Below are 23505 nucleotides of genomic sequence, written 5' to 3'. Positions count from 1 at the left end.
TCTCTTCATTAAGCCTTAACGCGGCAAACGACAGGGATTAGCTGTACTCGGGATGAGCTTTCCAAAATGTTTTGTGAAGGTTCTTGCAGCCTAGGAACCTCTTTCTGTGCACATTACATAATGTACTTTTATCCTTCGTAGTTTTAAGCGATATATATATTGTTAGTTATAAATATTCGAAAACACGATTGTCTTCAAATATCGACTCAATCTTATTTTAAAAAAGGTCTTTGTATCTGTCAAATCTCTTCTTCAATAAAATCATAAGGACTAATTCCCTTCATGCCGATTAATGGGTGAATATCTAAATAATTTTCAGTATTCAGAGATTGAGATTCCATGGATAGTTGCACTTCTTGTGGTATGAAAGTTGATGAATCAGTTGATTCTGACACTTGCGTCAATTCTGGCTCAACAGAATCTTTAACCGCTTCTAGTACTTCTTCTATTTGAAGGCGCTGTGCTAAAGTAGTGTTTCTTTGAAGATCATCTGTTCTTAGCATACCATATTTAAACACATCAATTTCACCACAAAGTATGAGGAAGTTTTTTGCCCTCGTAATTCCTGTATACAACAAGTTTTTACGCAACATTTTAGAATAACCACGTACTACTGGCATAATAACTGTTTGGAATTCACTGCCTTGTGATTTATGAATTGAACAACAGTAAGCAAGAGTGATCTGATTCAAATCACCGCGTTGATAAGTTACTTCAATGCCATCATATGAAGCTACAAGTAAGTCTTGTTTCTCAATTGTCTCATTCGCTTTGATAATGCTAATTACTTCCCCCATATCACCGTTAAAGACATTGCTATTTGGTTGATTGACAAGCTGTAAAATTTTATCTCCAATACGATACGTCACATCACCAAATGTTATTTCCTTACTCTTTTCAGTTTTCTTCGGATTAACAAGTTCTTGAATCATTTTATTAATAGCATCAATACCTGCAGGACCTCTATACATAGGTGCTAAAATTTGCACATCATGAATGGAGAAACCTTTTTTCACAGCACTTGATACGACTTGTTTGATGACATCAGCTACTTGGTCGGAGCTAGCTTGGATAAAAGACCGATCGGATGTTTTAGCAAGCATATTTTGCGGCATCTCGCCTTTTTTCATTTGATGGGCAAGTTCAATAATAGATGATCCGTCCGCTTGTCTATAAACATCTGTTAACTCAACAGTTGGAATTGCTTTAGAAGCGAGTAAATCTTTTAGCACTTGTCCAGGACCTACAGGTGGTAATTGATCTTGGTCACCAACAAAAATAACTTGGCAATCATCGTTCAACGATTTCAACAACTGGTGAGCGAGCCAAGTATCAACCATCGACATTTCGTCAACTATGATGAGCCGCCCTCCAACTTCCTTCTCCGTTTCCTCTTCCTTTTCTTGCCCCGTGAAGCCAAGTAAACGGTGGATAGTCATCGCCGGTAATTCAGTTGATTCACTAAGACGTTTTGCAGCTCTTCCTGTTGGTGCCACTAACACGATTGGAAAAGGCTCGTCTTTTTCTACATAGTCTTTTGGATTCAAAGTTAAGCCATGAAGCTCTGCATAAACGTCTACAATTCCCCGAACTACCGTCGTTTTCCCTGTACCAGGTCCACCTGTTAATATCATAACCGCTGAGTTAATCGCCTTCTCAATGGCGTCCACTTGCGTTTCTGCGTATGAAACACCAAAACGTTCCTCAGCATCACCGATGAATTTTCGGATTTCAGATGTAGGGAACGCGGATTGTTCAGCATTTTTTTGAACTAACTCTGTAATTTTTGAAGCAATACCAATCTCAGAAAAATACAGAGATGGCATATAGAGTCGTGTTTCTTCACCACAAATTTTATTATCCTCACGAAGTTCGATACAGGCTTTTGAAATCGCCTCAAAAGGAATTTCATATGCCTGACTCATTTCAAGTAGGCTTTTCGCTTGTGGCAAAATATCCTTCGCTTCCATATATACATGTCCCTCTGACAAAGCACCAGCATTTAAAAGGTGTAACACTGCAGCTTTAATACGATCTGGATGATCCCCTGTAATATGTAGTTTAGCCCCTAATTCATCTGCACGTTGAAAACCTACACCTTCAACTTCTTCAATAAGTCTGTAAGGATTTTCTGTTAACAGTTGAATTGTTTCATTTTCATACATTTGGTATATACGCACTGCTAGTTGTGGGCCAAAGCCCCAGTCATTTAATTGGATCATAATACGATCCAACCCTAGATTTTGCTCTAGTACGGAGCGTAATGTCTCTTTTTTATCTTCTGTAAGTCTTGGAATTTCATCAAGCGCATCTGGATTATTGATAATAATTTTAATGGCGTCTTTTCCTAGCTTTTTAACGATTGTCTCAGCCGTTTTATGACCTATTCCTGGGAATAAATCACTCGATAAGTAATGTACGACACCTTGTTCAGTACCAGGAATCTCTTTAACAAAAGTATTAGCTTGAAATTGTATGCCGTATTTAGGATGCTGTTTCAATTGTCCAGTAAAACGATACAACGTTTCTTGAACGACAGACGGAAAAAAACCTGTCACGATAATTTCTTTTTCTTGATATGTTGTATTCGTTTCTTGAATTTTCAACTTAATGATGGAAAATAAATTCTGAGGATTATGGAAGATAGAGACGACAGGCCGACCGACTATAAATAGCTGTTCTTCTTGAAACAATGATACATTTTCAGTCAACGCTGTCCCCTCCTTTTTATTGGTGCTTCATAGCAATCATATCGTGAATATAACGCGCTTGTTCAAACTCAGGTTGTAATGTAAATGCTTGTTTCAAATGATATAAGGCATCTTCAGTACGCTCAGTTGACACTGCAAATAGTACACCTAAGTTATAGTGAGCATCAGCATTATTCCAGTCTTGATCGATAACATATTGTAATTCTTTTTGTGCTACATCAAACATTTCTAATGAGCAAAGTAAGATCCCGTATGCTAGACGAACTTGTACGTCTTCAGGAGCCAACTCTGCTGCTCTTTGTAAATAAGGTAACGCCAATTTTGTTTCACCAGCGCGTTCAAAGCTTTTTCCAAGCATATAGAATGCATCTTCACCTTCAATACCTAGGCGAATGGCAATTTCATATAATTTAGCTGCTTCCATAAAACGCTCGCTATTGTAATATAAATTAGCTAACCCGTAATAAGCTGTTGCTGCTTTTTCATCTAACGTAATTGCTTTTTGAAAAAAACGCTCAGCTCTTTCAGTTTCATCCATAGAAGCAAGTAGGTTACCAAAGTTGATGTAACCTACTGTGTTATTTGGTTCTTCTTCTATTGCTTGTGTAAAAGCTTTGACAGCGTCTTCGTAACGCTTTTCTTGAATAGCTTTTATACCTTGTTCGTTAAAATCCAATATTTCCACTCCTATTAACCTACATACGTTAATTTTTTACCGTCTTTAAAGACTTCATCAATCGTTGCGCCACCTAGACATTCATCACCATCATAAAATACGACAGATTGTCCTGGTGTGATAGCACGTATTGGTTCTTCAAAAGTAACACGCACTTTATCATCACCTAACATTTCAACCTCTACCGGTGTATCTTGTTGGCGATAACGGAATTTAGCTGTACAACTAAATTTCTCTTGTTTTGGCTTATTTGAAGTAAAACCTAATTTCACTGCTGTTAAGCTATGAGAATACAGTTTGTCATTATGGAAGTTTTGTCCAACTAGTAACACGTTTTTTTCTAAATCTTTACCAAGTACAAACCAAGGTTCACCGTCGCCACCAATACCTAAGCCGTGACGTTGTCCAATTGTATAGTACATTAAACCGTCGTGTTTACCCATAACCTTCCCATCCATTGTTTCCATATTGCCTGGTTGAGCTGGTAAGTATTGGCTTAAGAATTGTTTGAAATTACGTTCACCAATGAAGCAAATACCTGTTGAATCTTTTTTCGTAGCAGTTGCTAATCCTGCTTCAAGTGCGATTTCACGTACTTTTGGTTTCTCTAAATGACCAATTGGGAACATTACTTTTGAAAGTTGTTCCTGTGATAGTTGGTTCAAGAAATATGTTTGGTCTTTATTATTATCTTTTCCGCGTAACATGATTGTTTCACCGTCGCGCTCCGCTACTTGAGCATAATGACCTGTTGCTAGATAGTCAGCGCCCAGTTTTAATGCGTGTTCAAGGAATGCCTTGAATTTGATTTCTTTGTTACACATCACGTCTGGGTTTGGTGTGCGTCCTGCTTTATATTCATCTAAGAAGTACGTGAAAACTTTATCCCAATATTGCTTTTCAAAGTTTACAGCATAATAAGGGATTCCGATTTGGTTACATACTTTAATAACATCATCATAATCTTCCGTTGCAGTACAAACACCAAACTCGTCTGTATCGTCCCAGTTTTTCATGAAGATGCCAATTACATCATAGCCTTGTTTTTTCAATAAATACGCAGCAACTGAAGAATCGACTCCTCCAGACATGCCGACAACAACGCGTGTTTTTGAGGGGTCTTTTGTTGCGTTCATAACATTCACCTTTTTTCTTTTATTTCGCTAAGCGCTCAACAATTTCAACTGTTTTGTCAGCAGCTAATTGAACATCCTCTAAAGAGAGCCCAAGTCCGAAGCTAAAACGAATTGAATTGCGTAGTTCTGGTGCACCTTTTCCGTACATTGCAACCAACACATGCGATGGATCTATTAATCCAGCCGTACATGCAGAACCACTTGAAGCTGCGATACCTGCCATATCTAAATTTACTAGGAAGGATTCAACATCCATACCTGTAAAACTAATATTCAATACATGTGGTAAAGAGTTAATTGTATCACCATTAATATGATAAGAAATTTTATCTTTGTCTAATGTATTTAAAAATAATTCTTGGAAGCTAATAAATTCTTGCTGTTTCGCTTCAAAATTTGCTTGTGCAATTCTTACTGCTTCTGCAAACGCACCAATTGCAGGAATATTCTCAGTTCCTGCTCGACGTTTACGCTCTTGTTCTCCACCAAGCAAGGTAGATTGTAATGGTGTATTTTCACGGTGATATAGGAAACCTATCCCTTTTGGTCCATTCAATTTATGAGCAGAAACCGAAAGTAAATCTACTTGTAAATCTTCCACATCAAATTTCTCTATACCATAAGCTTGTACTGCATCAGTATGGAATGATGCTTTGTGGTTTTTTAATAGTGATCCGATTTCTTTAATCGGCTGAATAGATCCTACCTCATTATTACCATACATAATTGTTACTAAGATCGTTTCATCCGTTAATGCCTGTTGGACATCTTGGACAGAAACAACCCCCTGTGCATTGACAGGTAAATACGTTACTTTAAAACCTTCTTTTTCAAGACGCTCACACGTATGCAATACTGCATGATGTTCAATTTGAGACGTAATAATATGACGACCTTCATTACGGCGCGCATATGCCGTACCGAAAATAGCTAAATTATCTGCTTCAGAACCACCACTTGTCATAATGATTTCTTGATCTTTAGCACCAATTGATTGTGCAAGTAGCATTTTGGCTTCGTCCAAATATTTTCTTGCATGACGTCCAATACTATGAATACTAGATGCATTCCCGTATACAGAACCCATAAGCTCAGTCATTTTTGCAATAACTTCTGGATGCATAGGAGAAGTGGCTGCATGGTCTAGATAAATTTCTTTCATCGTAAAAAACTCCTATCAAATTCGCCTTGGGAGATTTATTTCTGACGCTTTGTTTTCGTCTTAGAAAATATTTCTCGAGATAAAGCGCGGACGCTTGCCCAAGGCTTTAACTTTATTCAACTGGGTTTTATATCCCAATTGAATTATATACATCGACTAAATTTATCTCATCACATAAAAACAATGAGATTAATTCATTTAAATATAAAACATATAGCCGTCATCAGAATCTTGTTCTTTATAAGCAGCTAAATCCTCTAATGAAGTTGTATCTAATACATTCTTCACTGCATCACGAATTCCCATCCATAGCTGTCGCTGAGGTGGAGCTTCGTTTTCTATTCCTTCAACTGGTTGAATCGGTCCTTCAAGCACTCGAATGACATCAGCTGCTGAAATTAAATGCGGTGGTTTAGATAACATATAGCCACCATAAGCCCCACGAACACTCTTTACTAAACCTGAGTTTCTTAGGGGGGAAACAAGCTGTTCCAAATAAGCTTCTGACAAATCATTATCTGCTGCAATTTGTCGCAAAGGAATTGGACCTTGCCCGTATTGTTTGGCTAATTCGATCATAATTGTTAGACCATAACGGCCTTTAGTTGAGATTTTCAAAGTATACACCTCTATATAGTAGCTTACATTTATACGTTAAAGTATAGCATATTTCCTTCCATTCTACTCGGGAATGCTTTATCATAAATGTTACAAGTAGAAAAACAGAACAAACGTACGAGAGGAGGCAATTGTTTTGCCAAATGAACCACTCGCATTCCGCATGCGGCCACGTAACTTAGATGAAGTCGTCGGTCAACAATCCATTATAGGAAAAAATACTACATTATATAAAATGATTTCAAATGGGCATGTCCCTTCCATATTACTATACGGTGAACCCGGTATCGGGAAAACATCGATTGCCTATGCTATTGCAGGTACTTCTCATCTTCCATTCTTTGCACTCAATGCGACACGCGCAGGAAAGAAAGATGTTGAAGATGTAGTAGCAGAAGCACAGATAACAGGTAAAGTGTTGCTGTTTTTAGATGAAATACATCGTTTCAACAAATTACAACAAGACACATTATTACCCCATGTTGAAAATGGCTCTATTGTATTAATAGGTGCAACAACTGAAAATCCATATCATGATGTGAACCCCGCCATTCGCTCACGCTGCGGCGAGATTAAGCAGCTTAAAAGATTAACATATGAAGATATTGACGCACTTGTTTTACGCGCTCTAGAAGATAAAGAACGTGGACTTGGTCGTTATACAATAAGATTAAGCGATTCACAACGTGATAAAATAGTGGTTGCAGCACACGGAGATGCGCGAAAAGCATTAACATTGTTAGAGTCCATTTATTACGCTTCTGATGAAGTGAATAATGAAACGATTGTACAGGATGATACGGTCAAAAATCTAGCAGAACGTATCGGAGTTTTTGGAGACAAAAAAGGTTCACATTTTTATAATCTATTATCTGCATTACAAAAATCAGTAAGAGGTAGTGATACGAACGCTGCACTCTACTATTTAGCCCATTGTTTAGAAAATGGGGACTTAGTCGCCGTTGCTCGTAGATTGCTCGTTATGGGCTATGAAGATATTGGTCTTGCAAACCCTGAAATAGGTGGACATGTTCTAGCTGCAGTACAAGCAGCAGAGCGCCTTGGCTTACCTGAAGCACGTATCCCATTAGCACAAGCCGTAATTGAGATGTGCTTAGCATCCAAATCAAATTCTGCGATATCAGCAATTGACGCTGCCATCGCTGATATTCGAGCAGGAAAAACAGGAGATATTCCTATGCATTTACGGGATTCTCATTATGCTGGTGCAAAAACATTGGGCGTAGAAGGATATCAATATCCACATAACACACCTATCGGCACTTTTGGTGGATGGGTCGACCAAGAATATTTACCAGAAGAACTTGTCGGCATTGAGTACTATAAACCCGTTATTGCTGGGGAAGAAAAGCGCATGGCTGGAATTTATGATAAACTGAAATCTTTTAAAAAATAGCGCAAAGGGTTACCTACTTGTCTAGTACTTGTAAGGTAACCCTTTTGTTGTTAAATTCAGTTTTTCTAAATTAATGATCACTTTTTCACGCACAATTATTAAGGAAGTTTTGTCGATGCATGCAAGGAAATCGTTTTATTAACAGAAATAATTAACATAAAATTGAAGGAGCTTTTCTTATTCAACTAGAGAACACTTCTATTTAATAAATACTCAGATTAGGGAGAATGGAATATATGACCATTAAAGAATTAGCAAAAAAAATATTACTTCAATTTGCTACACGTACATATAAAAACCGTCCTTTTATAGTCGCAATTGACGGGTTAAGTGGAGCAGGTAAATCCACATTAGTAAAAAAAATTGAACAGGAATTGAGTAACAATAACAGCTCAGTAGTCATTTTACATATTGATGATCATATTGAGAAAAAGCATAAGAGGTATGAAACAGGACGTGAGGAATGGTATGAATATTACTACTTACAATGGGACATTAAGATGTTAACTACAAGTTTATTCGAAGGATTAAGGAACAATAAAAAGAACATCACTTTACCATTCTATGATAAATCTTCCGATACCATCTCAGCTAAACAAATTACTGTTGCAGTTGATAGTATCATTCTTATAGAAGGTATATTTCTTCAAAGAAAAGAATGGCGAGAGTTTTATGACTATACTATATTTTTAGATTGTCCTCGTGAATTAAGGTATGAAAGAGTTTTAAATCGAGATTCTTATATTGGGGATAAACAAGCAATACTTTTAAAATATAAAAGGAGATACTGGTTAGGAGAAGAACATTACTTGAACACAGAAAATCCAATTAAAAATGCAGATATAGTTATATAAACAAAGGAACCCCCTTACTTTAGTAATTAAAGCTTAAGGGGGCTACTCCTATAAATTATTTTTATCCACCTACAAAATTTCTAAACTTATTAGCAGCTTATTATGTCGTAACTTTTAATACTGTTTTAATTTTTTGGATAATACCACCCGTGCTATAAGTTAATACGCTACGTTTGTAGAATGATAGACTTAGCATGAATAACAAAACTACAGTCACAATAAGTATACCTAGTGAAATAATCGGTTCTGAAGCTGCAATATCGGTTGCACCAATTCGAAGCGGCATTACCATTCCTGAAGTAAACGGAATATAAGAACACACTTTTACTAATATTGTATCTGGACTATACATTCCTGATAATAGGACGTAAAATCCACCAACACCAACCATCATTGCAGGCATCATCGCTTGACCTGACTCTTCTACTTTTGACACAAGTGATCCAAGTAACGCACCCATAATTAGGAATAATAATATGGTTAATATTAAAAACGCCAGTACATATGCGACATATCCAGCTGACAGACTATTGATTACTTCAATTACTGTATCCCATTTTTCACCGCCATCTACTAATATAAATAGTAACGACTGTACTACAAATAATATAACAATTTGCGTTACCGCAAGTAAAAATGTTCCTGTTAATTTCGCCAGGAAATGTGTCACTGGTTTAATACTCGCAAGAAGTACTTCTAGAACACGTGACCCTTTCTCAGAAGCTACATCCGTCGTAATCATCGATAAGAACGACATTACAAACCCGTAGATGATGAATCCAACTATCATTGATGCGCCTATACCCGCGGACTTCTCATCTTCACTTTTACCACCAGCAGCTTCTTCATTCAAGTTTTTCGTTGTAATCATTGTCTCAGATTGTAAAATCTTATCTGCTTGCTCTGCAGTTAAATTGAGCTGTTGCACTTCATAAAGCTTCCCTGCATATTGGATACTAGACGATAAACTTTGCTGATCATTAAACTTAAGCGGATTAAATGTTGCGATTTCAGCTACTAATGATCCTGCCTTATCTTGAATGAAAATCGCAGCATCTAAATCTCCTTCTTTCACCTTTTTCTCGACTTTGCTTTCATCCTCTTTTGGGAATGAAAATTCAGTATCTGCACTGGAAGTAAAAAGTGCTTTGAAATCTGCATCCGTATCGTTTAAAACTGCAACTTTTAAAGGCTCTTCCGAAAACAGTGCCTCTTTAATATCTGACCAGAACATCACACAACTAATGACGACAAGATATAACAGAATAGAGAAAATAAATGACTTTGCTTTAATCTTTTGCGTATAAAGTTGCTTTACTAATATCCAAAACTTAGACATTGCCGCCACCTACCTTATCTTTGAAAATTTCATCCAATGATAAATAATCCAGGCTGAATTTTTCGATGTAACTACCATTTGACACGATATCGAAGATTCCTTTTGCATATGATTCATCCTCTAATGTAAGCGTGTATTGTTCTTTGCCAATAGATACATCTTTCACTCCTGGTAAAGCCGTAAGTTCCTCTACTGCCATATGTGTTCTCACTGTTAACTTCGTTTTACCATATTGTTTCTTCAAATCTAACAAACTACCAGAAAACAATGATACTCCTCGTTTTAACAAACACAGATGATCACATAACTCTTCGACGTTTTCCATCTGATGACTTGAAAATAGAATCGTCGTACCATTTTCCTTCAAAAATAAGATCGCTTCTTTTAATAAATCTTTGTTCACAGGGTCTAATCCACTGAACGGTTCGTCTAAAATCAAAAACTCCGGCTTATGTATGAAACTTGCGATAAGCTGAACTTTCTGTTGATTTCCTTTTGATAGCGTCTCTGCTTTAGCCTTACGTTTTTCCTCTAGCTCAAAACGTTCAATCCAATAGTTCACATCTTCTTTTAACTCTTTTTTCTTACGTCCTCTTAGTTCGCCAAAGAAATATAACTGATCCTCCACTGTCATCGTTGGGAAAATACCGCGCTCTTCTGGTAAATAACCAAGTAAATCACGGTCTATTGCGTGTATTGACTCACCATTCCATGAAATTGTCCCAGCTGTTGTTTCCTGCAAATCTAAAATCATACGGAAAGTAGTCGTTTTCCCTGCACCATTTTGGCCAATCAGACCGAAAATCTCACCTTTTTCAATTGTAAAAGAAAGATTATCCACCGCCACAAAATTCTGATATCTCTTCGTTACTTCTTTAATTACTAATGCCATTGAAAGTCTCCTTTTCTAAATGCATTTACATTTTACTAGCAATCTAGTTTTACATTTTTTTCAAATATGAAACAATATCTGAGATTTTTTTAGTTTCCTGATTTTATTAAATGTATATAGAATAAAAGTAAATAAGGTAACTGCCATACCCAGATTAATACCAATAATAAAATTTGTAACATCCGATTCTTTACTCAAGAAAAGATTGATGAAAAATATGAGTACATTGAATACGATAATAGCACTTGGAATTGCGATAATTCGATTATAATGAGCCATTTTAGATGCCGTATCAGTATAAAGTTCAAAAGGTTCTTCACTCGCATCTTTTCTTAAATAGACCCATCCAAAGTAAGTATCTACATGTTCTATACCACTATCTTGTAAAAACTCGATATACTCTTTATTATCTCGATGATTTGTTTTGTCTTTAAGTTTTTCTAGCCTATAGTTATAATTTACGGTTGCATCCTCTTCAAACGTATATCGAAAATAATTCACTTTTTTTAGTTGTAGACCTTTTTTAGATTGTGAGTTTAACCATTGTTCTTCCTTTTCAAAGTCCCAAAAACAATTATATGCGCCCTTCACCTATTCAATCCCTCCTTTTATCATCAATTCTCCATTCATTATTAATTCTTTCATCCTAATTATTTCAGCTTCCACTTCACTTTTTCCTTGAGCAGTAATCATATATTGTTTCTTTCTGGTTGACTCTTCAGCCTCAACAGTTTCAATCCAACCTCTCTCAACCAAGGACTTAAGAGCTCCGTATAAAGTGCCTGGTCCAAGCTGTACACGCCCCTTGCTCAATGATTCTACCAATTGCATAATGCCATATCCATGCCTTGGTTCATATAACGCCAGCAAAATATAATACACACCTTCTGTTAAAGGTCCATGTTGTTGCATATAAAATCACCTCTTTACATCAACAGCAATTATATCGCTAGCCGATACATAAATTATATCAGCAGTCGATATACTTTTCAATTGAATTTTAAACATTTTTATCCATTTATTAATTTTCATCCCTTTTAACAAAAAAAAGCAAAAGCTCATAAGCTTTTGCATTTTAATCTCTCCATATTCACATGAAGTTTTTTAATTTCAATTTAGAACCTATATCAACCTTTAAACCATAGCTAACTTTATCATTTTCATTACCGAAATTAGTTTCTAAACATTTATCATTACAACTCGGGCAATTAGACAATAGTTTTTTCGCTATTATTTCATTTGACGAGCTAAATTAATCTCTTACCGTTTTAATCTCAATATCACTCAAAATATCTCGTACTACCCAACTAGCCGCGATTAATCCCACTGAAGATGGTACGAACGCATTTGATGATGGTGGCAATTGCGCTTTACGAATTTCTGCTTCTGGTTTACCAACTGTTTGTACAACATCTGGGCGCACGACAATCGGGCTCTCATCAGAGAAGATTACAGGAATCCCTTTTTTAATACCTTCTTTACGTAATTTCACACGAATTACTTTCGCTAATGGATCAGTATGTGTTTTGGAAATATCAGCAATTTGGAAACGTGTTGGATCCATTTTATTTGCTGCACCCATACTTGCAATTATTTTAACACCACGTTTTAAGCACTCTTTCATAATATGAATTTTATAAATCACTGTATCTGACGCATCAATCACATAATCTGGTTCATAACTGAAGAACTTTTCATACGTTTCTTCTGTGTAGAACATATGCAAATCTATGACTTCACAATCAGGGTTAATATCAGCAATTCGCTCCTTCATAACAGCTGATTTAGAGCGACCAATTGTCGACATATAAGCAACTAGTTGACGGTTAATGTTCGTAATATCTACATCGTCTTTATCTACTAAGATGATGCGACCAACACCACTTCTTGCACAAGCTTCAGCAGCAAATGATCCAACACCGCCAATACCTAAAATCGCTACAGTAGTATTTTTTAGTTTATCTATTCCATCTGTTCCAATGGCTAATTCATTACGTGAAAATTGATGTAACATATACCTTTCACTCCGTTTAATTTATATTTTGTAAGTAATCCTATCCTATTAGTAAGAAAATAGGTATCGTGAAAAATATATACAAAAACCTAAGCGATTGCAAGGGTTGACGTATGGAAAGTTCATAGTAAATTTGAAATTCGATAAATTCAAAAACAAATATCAAACAAATCCCGTAAATTCGCTGCTAGAAAAAAATAGCCAATTTACGGGATAAATAATACTTAAACTTCACTACCAGATTTCAACATTTGTTCATTAAATATCTCGACAAAACGTGGATCTATGTATTGTCCACATTTTTTCAAGCCACCTACAACTGCTCCACCAATTGGTGGCATAAGCGAAGGGTAAAACTGAATTTCTATAACTTCTTTTTGTGCCAATTTTTGAAGAAGCGGAATGAAAAGTTCTATATTCGAGAACACACCACCTGCCAACACAACAGGAATTTTTTCTTTAGACCAAACCATTTGATCTAAACATGCTTTAATGGATTGGAAGTATTTCTCGCATGCCTTTTGAATAATGATGCGAGCTACTATATCTCCTTTAAGTGCTTCTTCGCTTACATACTTACTAAGTGGAGAAATAACGGTTCTTGGATGCCTTTCTCCGTAGACTTGGTCAATTATTTGAGGAACCCCGTCTACTTGAAAGTGCTGACACAACCTAGCTGTTAGATTGGTTTGATATCCCCTGCCATCATAAGCTTTAAATACAGCTTTTAAAGCCTGTACCCCTAAATCATAGCCACTTCCTTCATCATCAAACAAATACCCCCACCCAGATGTACGTATAATGTGGTGTTGTTCATCTAACCCTAATGTAATGGCTCCAGTTCCTGCAATTTGCACAATTCCTTCAGAACCTAAAGTGCCAGCATATAATGCATTAGTTGCATCATTTGCTATTTCAATCGTCGCCTCTTTTGGTAAGTGACTATGTAAAACATCTATTAGTATTGAATCATATTGTTTTTCTTTCACCCCAGCCATACCTGCAAAGCAACTTGCAATTTGCGCAAAAGCTATTGGATTTTGTGATTTTAATATTATTAATACTTGATCGATTACCTGTTCAAACTCTTTTTGACTCATTGTCGTTGGATTACTTTTACCGACTGTCACCATTGCATGTATATGTCCGCTTTCGTCACTAATAACAGCACATGTTTTGGTGCCGCCGCCATCAATCGCTAATACAAACATCTTTATCCCCCTAGCTACTTACTTCATCAAAGATAAGTAAAAAGGATTGAGAACTATAGAACATAGCACTCAACCCTTTTACTCATTCTAACTTTTTTTCTCTACCATATTAAATCCAAATGATTCCCATGGTTGAATTTTCTCAAGCAAATAAATTTCTTCCTGTACTACTTTGGCTACAATATTCGTACTTCCTGAATTCGGTATATCCTTTAGCACTAACTGTAACTCACCTTTGTAACGGATATCCTCATCATTATCTATCGTGATATCCCCTGTTTGAATATCAAATACATCATGCGGTTTGAATTGCTCCGCTTTATATTTAACTCGAGATTGTGTACTGCGAATCACATATTCAGAGACATCACCACGGTTAAAGTGAGGTTCTTCAAAGATGATTTTATTTTCCACCTCTGAATTTTCCGCTGATGGTACAATATCAAGTTCTAATTTTTGACGATTCAGTTTTCCTAATGCTTGTAGTTCTTCTTCAGTTGCATACATATTCCCAATGATCAAATCATCAATTAAGCCAGTATGCCAAAGATCTTTTGCTTGAACTGTGATAGGTAAACCGCGATGCTCTTCTAATGTAGGTAAGCCGTACGGTGTTTCCTCCCAAGGTCCATACTGCGCATAATTCGAAGAAATCATCGCCGCAGTACGAATATGATTATCTTTGAATAACTTTGAAGATTTAATAAAATGTTCTCTCGAAAGACCTGTATACTTTCTTGGATAGAAATTATGGCAGCCAATAATATTTTCACGGTTTGGTTGATAAGACAAAATATTTTCTACATATTTTGTACCGTTACTAATATTAAGCTCGACTTTTAAGTTAGAAACGTCCAATGACATGAACGCCTCCTCCTGTCCTGAGAATCCCATATCTAAGCGTAAAGCGGCTAAGTGATATTGCTCTTTCAAGAATGCGATATCTCTATAAGTTAAGCCTAATTCCTCAAAAACTTGCGGAGCGATGTCAGCGGAAATATCAAAGCCAAGCTGTTGCGCAAATTGATTAATTTGTTGTAACTTTTCTTTTTCCTCATTATTTTTCATAGACATTAGACAAGTGAATATCCGACTAAAACCGTGATCATGAGCTAGTTGGATATAGTTTTGCATTTCCTCTAGTGTGCTATGTTGAGGATAAATTGAAATTCCTAATCTTCTCATTTGAATACCTCCGCTTACCATCTATTAAACTTCTACTTTTTCTGCTACTTCTTTTTTCATCACTACTGATTGATTTTTTTTCGTTTCTTGTGTGCCTTCTGTTTTATCTAATTTAGCAGCTTTTGATGACATCATTACAAATGGTAGATAAATACATACTGAGATTGTTATTAATACTACACTCAGTAATCCACCAGTCCATGATTGTGTTGCTAACCAACCATTAATAATTGGTGGTGTTGTCCAAGGTGTTGCAATTGTCGCAGCTGGTACGAAGCCCCATTTTGTTGCGAAATAGGCAATTGTTACATTGACCATTGGAGTAAGAATAAATGGAATAACTAAAATTGGATTTAAAATAATAGGTAGACCGAACATTAAAGGTTCATTAATATTAAATAATGCTGGTGCTGCACCTATTCTACCTACCGTACTATATTGCTTATTCTTTCTAGCAAAAAGAATTATTGCGATTACTAAAGCAATTGTTGTTCCTGATCCACCCATATTAACGAAGGCATCAAAGAATGGCTTGTTAATAATATATGGTGCAGCTTCACCCGCATTTATTGCTTTAAGGTTTTCAGCAATAGCTGGAAGATTAATAGTTTGCATGAATGGGTCGATAATGTTCGCACCGTGAATACCGAATGACCATAAGAATACAGGTACGAAAGCTAATAGCAAACCTGCAGCCCATGTATTTGTTAGACCCATAAATGGTTCTTGAATCGTTGTATAGAATGAAGATATAATATCTGGAATATCAAAGCTTGTTGAAATAACTGTTCTTACCAACGCAAATGTTGCAATTGTAATAATAGCAGGTAATAAAGCTGCAAAAGATTTTGAAACTGCAGGTGGAACACCATCTGGCATTTTAATCAATAAACGTTTGTTACCTGATAACCTTGAAAATAGTTCTGAAGATAACAGAGAAACTATTAATGCGACGAATATCCCCCCGGTCCCGGTGGTTAATCCACTTAGGCCGCCTTCACCGAATGTTCCGAAAGTCATATAACAAGATAAACTGATTACCCCTGCAGTCAATCCATCTTTACCATAGCTCTTAGCTAAGTGATATGAAACTGTAAAGGCAAGAAGCAAGGACATAATAGCAAATGTAGCATTCCACATATTGCCGCCCCATTGCGTCCATGTTCCATGATCCCAAATAGAGTCCATTAGTTTTTGATATGCTTTAATTGGTAAACCATTGAATAATACCGCTAATGAACCGATAATTGTCAGTGGCATGATTGTAATAAAGCCGTCACGGATTGCAACTAAATGTCGCTGATTCCCAACCCTTGCTGCTACTGGAACGAACTTCTCCTCTAAAAAACGAAACATCCCTCTCCACACTCCCTTGTGTTATAGATTATTTATATGGTAAACATCAAAACTGATGTTAAGCCCCTTGTAGACGGTCATATAAATCAATAATTTCAATTGCTAAATCTTTAAAAGTAATAGCGTTCATCAAGTGATCCTGTGCATGGACTAACATGATAGAAACCTCTACTTTTTCTCCTCTAGCTTCTTGTGTTAATAACGCTGTTTGAGAGTGATGTGCTTCTATTAAAGATTTATTAGCTAATGTAATTTTCTCTTTAGCAGCGCTTACATTTCCTTGTTTAGCCAGTTGAATCGCTTCCATACAATCACTTTTTACGTTACCGCTGTGTAAAATCAGCCCCATAATTGACTGTAATAAATCTGTTTCTTGCATGACCGTAAACCTCCTTGATTATCCAATTAAATTAAGTGCATGTTGCAACACTTTTTCGCCGTCCATCATGCCATAATCACTCATATTAATTACTTCGATTGGGAAGTTTTTAGCTTTATATTTCGCTTCAAATGGTCCCTTTAAATAGCGTACTTGAGGTCCCAATAATAAGACATCGATATTTTTATTTGCTAATGTAGAATCAACTTCACTTTCTGAAATTGCGAAAATATCAGCAGCTAAATTTTGTCCCTCAGCAGCTTTTTGCATTTTAGTTACTAGTAAACTAGTACTCATACCTGCCACACAAACGAGCATAATATTCTTCATGAAGAGCACCCCTTTTTTGTAATTTAACTCCTAAATTGAGAATAGCAGAAATTGGTCTATACCACAATACCTTAAACGCGCTTTATTTTCCTTTTATTCGCATTTTATTATTGGCATATTCATAAATAGCTTGAATTCACTGATTTTTCTAATAACTGGTATAGTCCAAAGTTTTTTTCAAAATTTTTTTGATAAACTTTATATTCGTTTAAAAACACATTAAAAATATTCATAAAATGCCGGTTTTTCTGTTCTTAACGCTTTGTTCCAAAGCATTAAGGCTGAATCATCAAGTTGATGATCAGCGTATAGCATTGATTCTGCTATGCTTAAATATCCAACTATTAGAGCTGAAAAAATATTAATCGACAAAGATAGAATTTGGCCATTAGGTATGCTATCCATTTCAATTACTTCTGTTTGACCTTCTCGATTGATACAGTAAAGCTTCTCATTCCACTGGGCAAACGGGTCCTGAATACGTAAATACAACTTTTCCGTTAACTCTGCCCAATTGTATTCTTTTAAAAATGCTTCAACATCAACAATTCTCACCATACAATCTTGAACAAGCTCTTTCTTAAATTGTGGTTGGTTAAAGTGGAATCCGAAATGACTTGTTCCTGCTGTATTACCAGTAATGTGATAAACACTTGCACTATGAGACGAAATATAGCGCCACATTGCCTTCTCAGCAAAATGATCCTTTACAACAAAGTCTTTAATAATAAAAGTGAGATTTTGAATTTGATAGCGTACGAAACCTTGGATTTCATCGTCTTTATAATAAGCTGCAAAATGACTGTCGGGCTCTCTACGCTGAATTCTTTTCCACCAAGCTGTATCACGCTTCATAAAGCCATTCATTATCCCTGCATTGTCATTATAAAAAGTACATACCTCATCAAAAAGCTGTTCATCAAGCCATTCAAAACTAAATCTTTTTACAACATCTAACTGATTACCGAAATTAGGGAAGGCTTCAGTAGGTATTGAATAATTCAGCTTATCAAAAAATAATTCCCAACCGAAATAACGATAAAAGGAGACAGAAAATGGTGCTAATACAGAGATACATTGACCATTTTCTCGCATTTCTTCCAAAGCACGAGTCATCAATTTTTTCATAATCCCTCTATTTCGATACTCAGGATAAGTGCATACAAATCCAATACCGCCCATTTTGTATGTGGTTTGGTGGATTGTCATGTTTAGGGGTAGCACAAGCAATTGACCAACTAATTTTCTTCCATCATATGCTCCAATTGTTGTACTATATTCTACCCAATATTGAAAATCATCTCTTTTTTCACCAATATATTTATTCGAAAAACTATAATCTCGTAAACGATGAACTTGTTCACTGTCTTCTAGTGGTACTAATTGAATCATCAGCTTCTCCCCCTTAAGAGCACAACTATGTTAAATCTTTTAATTTTAAGAATAAATATTATTTATTTTACATTTTTTGTATAAAAAATGCCGACAATTCCAATCTTCAGGGGTTGCCGACATTCTATTGGCGACTAAGAAATTGCTTTCTTGTAATAGCCAGATTAATTGTTCGTGTTTAATAGTTTTGTCATATATTGTTCTACTTCCAAGGAAGTTGAAAGTGATAGTATCTTATCTAAATGTTGCGTTAATTCTAATTTTGAAAGGTCTGAAATTTGCGCACGTGCGCGCAAAATAGAAGAGGCACTCATTGAAAATTCATCTAAACCTAAAGCGAGTAAAATAGGTATAGCTATTTCATCTCCGGCCATTTCTCCACACATACCTACCCATTTACCATTCGCATGGCCAGCATCAATGACCATTTTCACAAGACGTAAAATGGCAGGATGGAATGGTTGGTATAAATAGGCAACTTTTTCATTCATACGATCTGCTGCTAAAGTGTATTGGATTAAATCATTTGTACCAATAGAAAGGAAATCTGCCTCTTTAGCAAATAAATCTGCAATAAGCGCAGCTGAAGGGATTTCTACCATCATGCCAATCTCAATTTCTCTTGAAACTTCAATTCCTTCTCTTAACAACTTCTCTTTTTCTTCTTCCAATAAAGCTTTTGCTTTACGGAATTCATCAAGTGTTGCAATCATAGGGAACATAATCTTCAAATTACCGTAGACACTTGCACGGAGAAGTGCACGTAACTGTGTACGGAAAATATCTTGTTGTTCCAAACAAAGTCTTATAGCTCTATGCCCTAAGAAGGGATTCATTTCTGGCTCCAATTTCAAATACGGTAATTCTTTATCTCCACCTATATCCAACGTTCTAACAACAGTTGGTTTTTGGCCCATTTTTTCAAGTACTGTTTTATAAGCAATATATTGCTCTTCTTCTGACGGCAATTCTTGACGATCCATATATAAAAACTCTGTACGGAATAAGCCAATGCCGTCACCGCCGTTAGCTAAAATATTGTCTACATCCTCTGGCTTACCAATATTGCCCGCTAATTCTACATGAAATCCATCAGCACTTATACTTTCCGCTGTTACAAATTGCTGGAACATTGCACTCTCTGCTGCTTGCTCTTCTTGAGCTAATAAATACTCAGCAATTATTTCTTCATTAGCATCTAATAAAACTGTTCCCTTTGTACCATCTAATATGATCTTAGCTCCGTGGGGTATATCTGTAGTTGCTATTTTTGTCCCTACAACAGCGGGTATTTCCATAGTTCTTGCTAAAATAGCCGAGTGAGATGTACGTCCCCCGATATTTGTCACAAAGCCTTTCACATGCGTTTTATCAAGCTGTGCAGTCATCGATGGTGTCAAATCATCAGCAACAATAATAACATCCTTTGATAAACGACTATAATCAGGTAATTCAATGCCCAATAAGTTCGCTAATAATCGCTTTGCTACATCACGAATATCAGCTGCACGTTCTTGCATGTATTCATTGTCCATAGATTCAAATAACTCGATAAACATAGTTGTTGTTTCTTGCAAAGCAAATTCAGCATTTACACCTTCACTTAGCTGAACATCAATTGCATTTAACATCTCAGGGTCTTGCAGGACTAATAAATGCGCAGAGAAAATTTCTGCTTTATCGTGCCCAAATTTTTTTTCCGCTGCTTCACGAATTGCTTCAAGTTCAATTTTCGTTTTAGAAACAATTTCTTTAAAGCGTAATTTTTCCGCTTCTATATCAGTAATAGTCAATTTGTCAAAGGTTAGATCCGGTTCTACTAAGCAGTACGCATTCGCAATAGCAATTCCGTTTGAGACAGCAATACCTTTAATCTCTAACATTCTTGTCCTAGGCCTTCTGAAATCATTAATTCTGAAACTTTTGCGATTGCTGCTTCTGCATCTGAACCTTCTGCTTTAATAGTAACAACTTCACCGGTTGGAACACCTAATGACATAACACCCAAAATAGATTTTAAATTGACTGTTTTTCCTTTGTACTCAAGCTGTATATCTGATGCGAAAGGTGTTACACCTGCAACCAATACCGTTGATGGACGTGCATGTAATCCTACTGAACTAGTAATTTTATAAGTTTTTTCCATATTAATCTCCCCCATACTAATATTTATTCGAAGTTTATTCTTCTACTATACTTCGCTATCATACAATCATTTTTTTCTTTACTACCGTCTAGATTTGCACTTTCAAATACTGGCGGCTCGACTCCTTCACTAGCTAAAATTTCAATCACTTGAGATAGTGTAGTATTCAAGATAGCAGAACCGATAGTCGTAGATGCGGGACCATACTGCACGCTATTTTTCCACAATAACCCATCACCTATTGGGATATGCGTATCTAATACGAAGTCTGCCATTTCTTCTAGGCGTTTTCCTGTACTATGTTTTGAAACTTGCTCTTTATAATGAAGTGACTGTAATGAAATAACACGCACCCCAGCTTCTTTTGCTAGTAATGCAACATCAATAGGTACAACATTTCTTCCTGATGTGGAAACAATTATTAATACATCATGTGGATTGAATTCAAATTGATGACGATGTTGCGAAACGAAATTTGGATCCTTCTCATTTGCAGAAGAGGTCAGTGCACCTTTATGTAACATCAATGGCTCAATGAATATGGGACGTACTGGTACTAATCCACCAGCACGATAAAAAGCTTCTTGTGCTAGAATATGGGAATGACCACAACCGAATAGTTGTAATATACCTCCGTTTTGGATACGCTCAGCTATCAATTCGGCTGCTTTTGTCATATTTGATTGTTCTTCTTCTACTATTACATTTAATAATTGTTGAACCTCTTGAAAATATTGATGCATGTTATCACCTCTGTATTTCACTAATAAATTTATAGCGATCTGCACGATATGTACTACGCACTAATTCAAACGGTATTCCAGTACTTAAATAACTTTTTCGTTCAATAATTAATACAGCTGATGGTTGCTCAATATTCAATAGCTTACTATCTTCTTTTGTTACTAGTGCCGCTTCCATTAACTGCGAAGCATGACCAATCTTTTGATGATGTCTTTCTTCTATTAGAGAGTATAACGAACCCAAAACCATACTTTTATCTAAGTCAGGAATGATTTCTACTGGTATATACGTTCGTTCAATAGCCATTGGTAGCTGATCTGCGTTACGAATTCGGACAACTGAAAATACTTCATCTCCCGTTTTCATTTGCAATGCCTTTGCAATATCAATTGGAGGTATAATTTTCTCAAAGCGAATAAGTTTATTACTTGGCTCATAGCCTCTTGAACGCATATCTTCTGTAAAACTTGTCAATCCGCTTAATGGTTGCTCTAATTTTGGATTCGCTACGTATGTACCGCGTCCTTTTTCTCTATAAAGCAAGCCACTATTTACTAAATTTGTGATGGCATGCCTTACGGTCATACGGCTTACACCTAACTGTTCAGAAAACTCTCTTTCAGAAGGAATATTCTCACCTATCTTATATTCCTCTTCGAAAATTTTACCTTTTAAAAATTCTTCAATTTGTATATACATTGGAACTGGTGAATTTTTATCTAACAAGCATTTCCCCACCTTTCATGTAGCCCCTACCAAAACTACAGCTTGTTATTTTTTTCATATACAACTTTACCGCGACAGATAGTCTTTTGTACATTTAAATCTTCATCTAAAATAACTAGATCTGCATCCATCCCTTTACCGATATACCCTTTGGATGGTAATTCAAGCTGATTAGCAGCATTGTTGGAAGACATAGCTACTAATTCCTGCAATGTACATTTCGTGACAGCATGTATATTTTTCACAGCTTGTTCCATTGTTAGTACACTTCCAGCTAACGTACCATCGGATAAATGTGCACCAGTTTCAGTTACATGTACCGCTTGGCCGCCTAAATCATAAACACCATAATCCAGACCTTTCGCCCTCATGGCATCAGTTATCAAAATAACTCGAGATGCTCCCTTTAATCGATAAGCGAATATAACAGATTTAGGGTGACTATGGATGAAATCTGCTATAATTTCTACCTTCAAATCATCTTCTAGTAATACATCTCCAACAACACCTGGTTCTCGATGATGAAAAGGACGCATTTGGTTATATAAGTGAGTTGCTTGTTTTGCGCCGATTCCAACGGCATGCTCTATTTCATCAGATATAGCATCTGAATGACCTAATGATACAACGATTCTTTCTTTACTAATTTTCTCGATAAATTCAAAACCATTATTTACTTCGGGAGCTACTGTAATTTGTTTTATGCGACCTTCACTAAGTTCTTGCCAGTGATGAAACTGCTGAATAGACGGTTCAATAATATATTGTATCGGTTGTGCCCCGGCTCTTTCCTTTGATATATATGGACCTTCAACATGTATCCCTAACATTTCCGCCTCATTTAAAGTCCCTTTAAAAGTTGCAGCATTTTTTAAAGTTGCTTCAATCGCATCTACTGACTGCGTCATAGTCGTTGCAAGAAAACTTGTCGTCCCCTCTTTAGGTAACGAACGAGCTATGCCTCGCAATGCTTCTTCTGTTGCGTCCATGGCGTCAAAACCAGCTGATCCGTGTATATGCATATCAATATATCCGGGGAAAACAATCCATCCTTTAGAGGTCCCATCAATAGTATGCTGTGCTTGAATACTTAATCCCTTACCTACTTTCGTAATTTTACCTTCTTCCAGGTAAATATCACCTACAAATGCATCTTGGTCATAGTTAACGATCGTTACATTTGAAATTAGAATTGTTTCACTCATGTACAATATCTC

23 protein-coding genes and 1 other annotated feature (1 of these 24 cut by a window edge) are annotated in these 23505 nt (G+C 36.2%); of the genes, 2 read left to right on the top strand and 21 right to left on the bottom strand.

Going from position 1 to position 23505, the window contains the following annotated elements; translation table 11 throughout:
* Positions 1-148: a binding site (T-box leader), on the bottom strand; it reaches 67 nt to the left of the window's first position.
* A gap of 91 nt (positions 149-239) precedes the next feature.
* The 5 genes from recD2 to cymR all read right to left on the bottom strand — a co-directional run bounded on the left by recD2 (position 240) and on the right by cymR (position 6303).
* The gene (gene recD2 / locus BK137_RS05525; protein ID WP_038187275.1) at positions 240-2711 is read right to left on the bottom strand and encodes an SF1B family DNA helicase RecD2; all 2472 of its coding nucleotides are present in this window, start codon (positions 2709-2711) and stop codon (positions 240-242) included.
* Between the two features lie 16 nt (positions 2712-2727).
* Complete coding sequence (locus BK137_RS05520) at positions 2728-3387, bottom strand: tetratricopeptide repeat protein (RefSeq protein WP_038187277.1); 660 nt, start codon at positions 3385-3387, stop codon at positions 2728-2730.
* A 14-nt stretch (positions 3388-3401) separates the two neighbouring features.
* A complete protein-coding gene (gene mnmA, locus BK137_RS05515) occupies positions 3402-4523 on the bottom strand; it encodes a tRNA 2-thiouridine(34) synthase MnmA (RefSeq protein ID WP_038187280.1) in 1122 nt (373 codons plus the stop codon).
* Between the two features lie 19 nt (positions 4524-4542).
* A complete protein-coding gene (locus BK137_RS05510; protein ID WP_038187282.1) occupies positions 4543-5685 on the bottom strand; it encodes a cysteine desulfurase family protein in 1143 nt (380 codons plus the stop codon).
* A 198-nt stretch (positions 5686-5883) separates the two neighbouring features.
* Complete coding sequence (gene cymR / locus BK137_RS05505) at positions 5884-6303, bottom strand: cysteine metabolism transcriptional regulator CymR (protein WP_038187285.1); 420 nt, start codon at positions 6301-6303, stop codon at positions 5884-5886.
* A gap of 136 nt (positions 6304-6439) precedes the next feature.
* Here cymR and BK137_RS05500 point away from each other — a divergent pair, with 136 nt between their 5' ends.
* On the top strand, positions 6440-7720 hold the full coding sequence (locus tag BK137_RS05500) for a replication-associated recombination protein A (protein WP_038187289.1): 1281 nt from the start codon (positions 6440-6442) through the stop codon (positions 7718-7720).
* A 236-nt stretch (positions 7721-7956) separates the two neighbouring features.
* A complete protein-coding gene (locus BK137_RS05495) occupies positions 7957-8574 on the top strand; it encodes a kinase (RefSeq protein WP_038187292.1) in 618 nt (205 codons plus the stop codon).
* 100 nt (positions 8575-8674) lie between these two features.
* Here BK137_RS05495 and BK137_RS05490 read toward each other — a convergent pair whose 3' ends face one another.
* From BK137_RS05490 to nagA, 16 genes are all read right to left on the bottom strand, one after another.
* The gene (locus BK137_RS05490; RefSeq protein WP_038187295.1) at positions 8675-9913 is read right to left on the bottom strand and encodes an ABC transporter permease; all 1239 of its coding nucleotides are present in this window, start codon (positions 9911-9913) and stop codon (positions 8675-8677) included.
* Positions 9906-10805, bottom strand: a complete 900-nt coding sequence (locus tag BK137_RS05485; RefSeq protein ID WP_038187298.1) for an ABC transporter ATP-binding protein — start codon at positions 10803-10805, stop codon at positions 9906-9908. The genes BK137_RS05490 and BK137_RS05485 overlap by 8 nt, the downstream gene beginning before the upstream one ends.
* A 60-nt stretch (positions 10806-10865) precedes the next feature.
* A complete protein-coding gene (locus BK137_RS05480; RefSeq protein ID WP_051448770.1) occupies positions 10866-11396 on the bottom strand; it encodes a DUF2812 domain-containing protein in 531 nt (176 codons plus the stop codon).
* The gene (locus BK137_RS05475; protein WP_038187299.1) at positions 11397-11717 is read right to left on the bottom strand and encodes a PadR family transcriptional regulator; all 321 of its coding nucleotides are present in this window, start codon (positions 11715-11717) and stop codon (positions 11397-11399) included.
* 340 nt (positions 11718-12057) lie between these two features.
* Entirely contained in the window at positions 12058-12819 is a 762-nt protein-coding gene (locus BK137_RS05470) for a tRNA threonylcarbamoyladenosine dehydratase (protein WP_038187302.1), read from the bottom strand.
* A gap of 224 nt (positions 12820-13043) precedes the next feature.
* Complete coding sequence (locus tag BK137_RS05465) at positions 13044-14030, bottom strand: N-acetylglucosamine kinase (RefSeq protein WP_038187305.1); 987 nt, start codon at positions 14028-14030, stop codon at positions 13044-13046.
* A gap of 87 nt (positions 14031-14117) precedes the next feature.
* Entirely contained in the window at positions 14118-15215 is a 1098-nt protein-coding gene (locus BK137_RS05460; protein WP_038187308.1) for a DUF871 domain-containing protein, read from the bottom strand.
* A 24-nt stretch (positions 15216-15239) separates the two neighbouring features.
* Positions 15240-16571, bottom strand: coding sequence for a PTS sugar transporter subunit IIC (locus tag BK137_RS05455; protein WP_038187311.1), 1332 nt, complete (start codon positions 16569-16571; stop codon positions 15240-15242).
* A 58-nt stretch (positions 16572-16629) separates the two neighbouring features.
* On the bottom strand, positions 16630-16950 hold the full coding sequence (locus BK137_RS05450) for a PTS lactose/cellobiose transporter subunit IIA (protein WP_038187314.1): 321 nt from the start codon (positions 16948-16950) through the stop codon (positions 16630-16632).
* Between the two features lie 18 nt (positions 16951-16968).
* Positions 16969-17280: a PTS sugar transporter subunit IIB gene (locus BK137_RS05445; protein ID WP_038187317.1), complete on the bottom strand. Its 312-nt coding sequence runs from the start codon at positions 17278-17280 to the stop codon at positions 16969-16971.
* Between the two features lie 219 nt (positions 17281-17499).
* The gene (locus BK137_RS05440) at positions 17500-18672 is read right to left on the bottom strand and encodes a GNAT family N-acetyltransferase (protein ID WP_235175758.1); all 1173 of its coding nucleotides are present in this window, start codon (positions 18670-18672) and stop codon (positions 17500-17502) included.
* A gap of 164 nt (positions 18673-18836) precedes the next feature.
* Positions 18837-20555, bottom strand: coding sequence for a phosphoenolpyruvate--protein phosphotransferase (gene ptsP / locus BK137_RS05435; RefSeq protein ID WP_038187320.1), 1719 nt, complete (start codon positions 20553-20555; stop codon positions 18837-18839).
* Positions 20549-20818: a phosphocarrier protein HPr gene (locus BK137_RS05430; protein ID WP_038187323.1), complete on the bottom strand. Its 270-nt coding sequence runs from the start codon at positions 20816-20818 to the stop codon at positions 20549-20551. Before BK137_RS05430 ends, ptsP begins: the two co-directional genes overlap by 7 nt.
* Positions 20819-20841: 23 nt before the next feature.
* Positions 20842-21561, bottom strand: coding sequence for a sugar isomerase domain-containing protein (locus BK137_RS05425; protein ID WP_038187325.1), 720 nt, complete (start codon positions 21559-21561; stop codon positions 20842-20844).
* Positions 21562-21565: 4 nt separating this feature from the next.
* Positions 21566-22288, bottom strand: a complete 723-nt coding sequence (locus BK137_RS05420; RefSeq protein WP_038187327.1) for a GntR family transcriptional regulator — start codon at positions 22286-22288, stop codon at positions 21566-21568.
* Between the two features lie 35 nt (positions 22289-22323).
* On the bottom strand, positions 22324-23493 hold the full coding sequence (gene nagA / locus BK137_RS05415; RefSeq protein ID WP_038187328.1) for an N-acetylglucosamine-6-phosphate deacetylase: 1170 nt from the start codon (positions 23491-23493) through the stop codon (positions 22324-22326).
* Positions 23494-23505: the final 12 nt, after the last annotated feature.

The sequence above is a fragment of the Viridibacillus arenosi genome, from assembly GCF_001955655.1.
Classification (GTDB): Bacteria; Bacillota; Bacilli; order Bacillales_A; family Planococcaceae; genus Viridibacillus; species Viridibacillus arenosi.
Note: the sequence above shows the minus strand (reverse complement) of the source record. Positions and strands in the feature narration are given on the sequence as shown.

What these genes read in the sequence shown, in the direction of transcription:
- BK137_RS05430 (WP_038187323.1), bottom strand. Translation starts at nt 20,818, where the DNA reads ATGGAAAAAACTTATAAAATTACTAGTTCAGTAGGATTACATGCACGT.
- BK137_RS05495 (WP_038187292.1), top strand. Translation starts at nt 7,957, where the DNA reads ATGACCATTAAAGAATTAGCAAAAAAAATATTACTTCAATTTGCTACA.
- ptsP (WP_038187320.1), bottom strand. Translation starts at nt 20,555, where the DNA reads ATGTTAGAGATTAAAGGTATTGCTGTCTCAAACGGAATTGCTATTGCG.
- BK137_RS05490 (WP_038187295.1), bottom strand. Translation starts at nt 9,913, where the DNA reads ATGTCTAAGTTTTGGATATTAGTAAAGCAACTTTATACGCAAAAGATT.
- BK137_RS05445 (WP_038187317.1), bottom strand. Translation starts at nt 17,280, where the DNA reads ATGAAGAATATTATGCTCGTTTGTGTGGCAGGTATGAGTACTAGTTTA.
- mnmA (WP_038187280.1), bottom strand. Translation starts at nt 4,523, where the DNA reads ATGAACGCAACAAAAGACCCCTCAAAAACACGCGTTGTTGTCGGCATG.
- BK137_RS05470 (WP_038187302.1), bottom strand. Translation starts at nt 12,819, where the DNA reads ATGTTACATCAATTTTCACGTAATGAATTAGCCATTGGAACAGATGGA.
- BK137_RS05455 (WP_038187311.1), bottom strand. Translation starts at nt 16,571, where the DNA reads ATGTTTCGTTTTTTAGAGGAGAAGTTCGTTCCAGTAGCAGCAAGGGTT.
- nagA (WP_038187328.1), bottom strand. Translation starts at nt 23,493, where the DNA reads ATGAGTGAAACAATTCTAATTTCAAATGTAACGATCGTTAACTATGAC.
- BK137_RS05485 (WP_038187298.1), bottom strand. Translation starts at nt 10,805, where the DNA reads ATGGCATTAGTAATTAAAGAAGTAACGAAGAGATATCAGAATTTTGTG.
- BK137_RS05510 (WP_038187282.1), bottom strand. Translation starts at nt 5,685, where the DNA reads ATGAAAGAAATTTATCTAGACCATGCAGCCACTTCTCCTATGCATCCA.
- BK137_RS05465 (WP_038187305.1), bottom strand. Translation starts at nt 14,030, where the DNA reads ATGTTTGTATTAGCGATTGATGGCGGCGGCACCAAAACATGTGCTGTT.
- BK137_RS05450 (WP_038187314.1), bottom strand. Translation starts at nt 16,950, where the DNA reads ATGCAAGAAACAGATTTATTACAGTCAATTATGGGGCTGATTTTACAC.
- BK137_RS05475 (WP_038187299.1), bottom strand. Translation starts at nt 11,717, where the DNA reads ATGCAACAACATGGACCTTTAACAGAAGGTGTGTATTATATTTTGCTG.
- BK137_RS05440 (WP_235175758.1), bottom strand. Translation starts at nt 18,672, where the DNA reads ATGATTCAATTAGTACCACTAGAAGACAGTGAACAAGTTCATCGTTTA.
- BK137_RS05460 (WP_038187308.1), bottom strand. Translation starts at nt 15,215, where the DNA reads ATGAGAAGATTAGGAATTTCAATTTATCCTCAACATAGCACACTAGAG.
- BK137_RS05425 (WP_038187325.1), bottom strand. Translation starts at nt 21,561, where the DNA reads ATGCATCAATATTTTCAAGAGGTTCAACAATTATTAAATGTAATAGTA.